Annotated in this window: 1 protein-coding gene and 1 pseudogene; both read right to left on the minus strand. The window is 62.6% G+C overall.

Annotated elements, in window-relative coordinates; genetic code table 11:
* Positions 1–2,385 (minus strand): annotated as a pseudogene (locus Q0341_RS10845) (hypothetical protein); the annotation flags it as partial.
* Positions 2,386–2,387: 2 nt separating this feature from the next.
* Positions 2,388–3,927, minus strand: a 1,540-nt coding sequence (locus Q0341_RS10850; RefSeq protein ID WP_299513093.1) for a BamA/TamA family outer membrane protein, incomplete at its 5' end; no start/stop codon positions are given.

Consider the following 3,927-nt stretch of genomic DNA (forward strand, 5'->3'; position numbering starts at 1 on the left):
GCCAGCGGCGGTGCGTTGTCCGGCACCGTTGGCGGTGTAGACGCGCACATCGCCTTGGGTGCGTTCGGCTGAGAGTGTCAGGCTCAGGTTTTGGTCGAGTTGCAGCGCCATTTGGCCTTGCAAAAGCACGTCGCTTTGGATGTCCGTGCCCAACCAAGGCTGCGCCCAACTCAAAGGCACATCTTCCCAGCGGGCAAGCCCGTGCGCTTGCGCTTGTTTTTCACCCTGACCCGTCCAGTCCCCCGCTGCCACGGTGAGGCGCCCTGTGCCTGGGGTTGGGCCTTGAAGGTGCCAGTTGGACGGTCCCCAGTTGAGCGAGGGCGTGGGCTCATCCAGCCGGGCTTGCCAGTCCCATGCTTGCTGCATTTGCAAGCGCCAAGGTGCTGCAGTGGCTGTCGCGGCGTTGGGCAGGTGGATTTGCACGCTGTCGATCTGGCCTTGCCAGTTTGAACTGGACACATCGGGCCGACGGGCATGCCAGTGGGTTTGAACTTCAGCGCTGGTGTTGCCCCGACTCAGTTTTGTTTGCAGTTGGGCCTGCACCGACCGAGGCGTTCCTTGCAATTGCCATTGGCTTTGCGCCATGACCCAGGGGGTCTGTGCGGGTGGATGCCATTCGAGCCTTGGCCCTTGCACCTTGATGGACAAGGGCGTGTCGGCTTGTTCAAAGCCGCCTTGCCATTGTGCTTCGAGCAGGCCTGTGCCAGAAGCCTTGAGGTCTTTGAACGCGGCCCCCCAGATCGGCAAGGTTTTTAGCCAATTCACACTTTGCGAGGCGTTGGGCATCGCGACGCTCAAGCGGCCTTGCCCGCTGAGCGGGGCCAGAGAGCCTTGCGCCTGTGCTTGCAAGCCAGGCAGTTGCAGCGTCATCTGCCCTTGCACCGTTCGCAGAGCCGGTTGCAGTTTGAACCGTGCTTCGAGCAAGGCTTGCGCAGCTTGCAGCCGCAGGGATTCAATGTCCCAGGTTTGCCCTTCCCATTGACCGGAGAGCTGGAGTTTTTCCCATTGCAAGCCAGCCTTTGGGCTGGGGCTTGACGTGGGCTGCGCCGCTGCATTGGGCAAGCTCTGCGCTCTCAGGTCGGCCTGGACATGAATGCTTTTGGGGCCTGTGGCTTGGGCTTGCAGTCGGCCTTGCACGGCAGGTCCGAGCAGTGCGGTGTGGACCTGGGCTGGCTCCACGCCATGGAGGTCGAGCTGCCCCGTCCAGCCTGCCAGTGTCTGCTGGGCTTGGGCTTGCACCTTCCCACCGGCCATTTGGGCCTGTGCTTGCTCGACTTGCCAAAGCCCTTGGTCATAGCGGGCACGCAGGCTCAGTGTGCTCAGCGGCAGGCGCTGTTTGTCCCAGGCCCCTGGCAAAGCGTTGCTCAACGTTGTGTCGAGCTGCCAGGCCTGGCCATTGGGCGTCACTTTGGCTTGCCCCTGCAGCCGGGTTTGAGGGGCACCCGGCCAAAGCGGGGCCAAGTCCAGGGCCTGCCATTGCCCTTGAGCTTGCCGCAGCGGTTGCTTCTGCCAAGGTTGAATCTGCGCTTGCAGGTCCAGGTGCACGCTGTTTGGCGTGCGCAACAAGGGGCCTGGTGCGTTGACCGGGGCCAGTTGGGCTTGCAGCGACAGCTGGGCCAAGAGGCCCGACAAGTTACCTTGGATCGACGACTGCAGCGCCAGAGGCCGGCCGGGGACGCCCCCGCTTGTGGGGGTTTGAACCTCACCTTGCAAGTCAATCTGCAGGGCCATGGGGGCTTGGGCCTGCAAACGCGCTTGCAAGCTGTAGCGACCTTGTGCCAGGGTCAGTGATTGCACTTGGAGTTGGTGTGCTTGGCCATCAAACGCGTAATGCCCCCGCACATCGGACAGGGCCACATCCGCGCCCCCTTTCCAGCGCAATTGGTCTACTTGCCAAGCCAGTTGCAAAGGCAGCGGCAGGCTCACAGACGTTAATGGTGTCACTGCTTGGGGCGCGCGCTGGTCGTCGATCTGCAGGTTTTTCAGGTGGATGCTGCGCACTGGCCAGGCCTGACGCCAAAGCTGCGACCAATCCAGCAAAATTTGACCGTCGCGTGACGCCACTTGAAGCCCCGCGCGCTGCCACTGGAGCTGGCCGATGCGTCCGCCTTGACGCAAATTGCCTTCTACATCCGAGCTGCTCAGTTGCTGGTCAGCGGGCAATGCCCAGGCCGCTATTTTCAGGGTCGTGGCCAAGGAGCCCGCCGTACCCGACCAAGCCCACAAAGCCCCAACCAAAGCAAGCAACACCAAAGGCCCCAGCAGGGCGGACAAACCCACGGCCGAGAGCGTGCCCAGACGCGCAGCAACCCGCCTGTAAAGGGGCTTGGCCCGCTTTGGCGCGGCATCCAGCGCTGGGGTTTCGGTGGGTGTGGTGGGGGCCATGGTCAGAAAGTGAAGCCCACGCTCAGGTGCAGGCGGAATTTGTGCAGGGCCTGCGCGTAGGCCAGGTCCATGCGCACAGGCCCGACCGGGCTGCGCCAGCGTGCGCCCAAGCCATAGCCGACTTGTGCATGGAGTTGGTGGGTTTCATTGGCCACAGCGCCTGCATCCACAAATACGGCACTTTCCCAGTCTGTGCGCTGGCCGTTCCAACGGATGGGCCGTTGCCACTCCACACTGCCAGTGGCCAAGTAGCGGCCTGCCACGGTCAGGCCGTTGCCGGCATCGACGCCGATGCTGTTCGGGGCGTACCCGCGCACGCTGTTGTCACCGCCCGTCAAAAACAGCTGTGTGGTGGGCAAATTGCTTGTGTCGCGGCTGACCACGCTGCCCATTTCGCCATGCACAGCCAGGCGGCCGCGCGTTGATCCCAAGGGCAGCAGCCCCAGACCTTTCGCGCGCCAACGCAAATAGGGTTCGTTGTTAGACCCCAGCGTCACACCGGAGCCCAGCTCGACACCCACCCCCAAGCCGCTGTTGGGGAATGGCAAGCTGTCAAAGTTGCGCCAGGTCCAGGCCAAGTTGCCGCTGACCGATTCGCGCACGCCTTGCGTGTCACCAGGTTGTCGGGCCGTGTCGTATTGGGCGTAATAAGAGCGGTCAACGCGGTCACCCAGCTGGATGCGACCGGCCCGCCAGCGTTGGCTGTTGACTTGAAAATCACCACGTTTTTCTTGCTCAAACTGGGCCGAAGTGTTCCAGCGCCACAGGCTGCTGTCGGGGGGGGCCAGCAAGTCCACGCCCAGACTTTGCAAGTCACGGTCGATGGAGATTTTGCTGACCGAGCGCCAATGCAAACCGGGTACGCTGTGGTGCGTGTGCTCGGCGCTCAGGCGGGCACCGCTGTCGCTGCGCACACCCAGACCCAGCACCCATTTTTGGCGCAAGCTTTCTTTTAGCTCCACTTTTACAGGGGCCAATTCGGGGCTGCCTTCAGGTGCAAGGCTGACAAACACCGAGTCGTAAAAGCCGCTGACCACCAAGCGTTGCTGTGCTTCGAGCAAATCGTTTTGGCGGTAGGCTTTGCCCGCTGGCAAACGCGCCAGTCGTTGCACTTGTTCCGTGCCGTATTTGTCTGCCCCTGAAATTTGCAGCTCACCCAGGCGAACAGCGGGGCCCGAGTCCAGGGTGAGCCACAAGCGCACTTGGTTGTTGGGCTCGTCCACCAGCGCCAGGCTGTGCACCAAGCGGCCCCAAGGGTAATTTTCTGCCAGCAGTTGGCGCAGTGCTTGGTTTTTGGCTGCACGCCAGTCGGACTGGTTGAAGGTCTCACCCTCTGGCAAGGCCCACAGACGCACGATGGCTTCTTGTTGAGGCCGCGCCAACGGGTTGTCGGCCACATCGCCTTGCCACTGCCATTGCACTTCGGTGATGCGGGCGGGCGGACCCGTGTTGACGTCCAGCAGAACCTGTCCCCAAACCGCACCACTGGCGGTTTTGTCTTGCGTCCATTTCAGCTCGGGGTTGAAGAACCCCAGTGTGCCC

Source organism: uncultured Limnohabitans sp., from assembly GCF_937889215.1.
Classification (GTDB): Bacteria; Pseudomonadota; Gammaproteobacteria; order Burkholderiales; family Burkholderiaceae_C; genus Limnohabitans_A.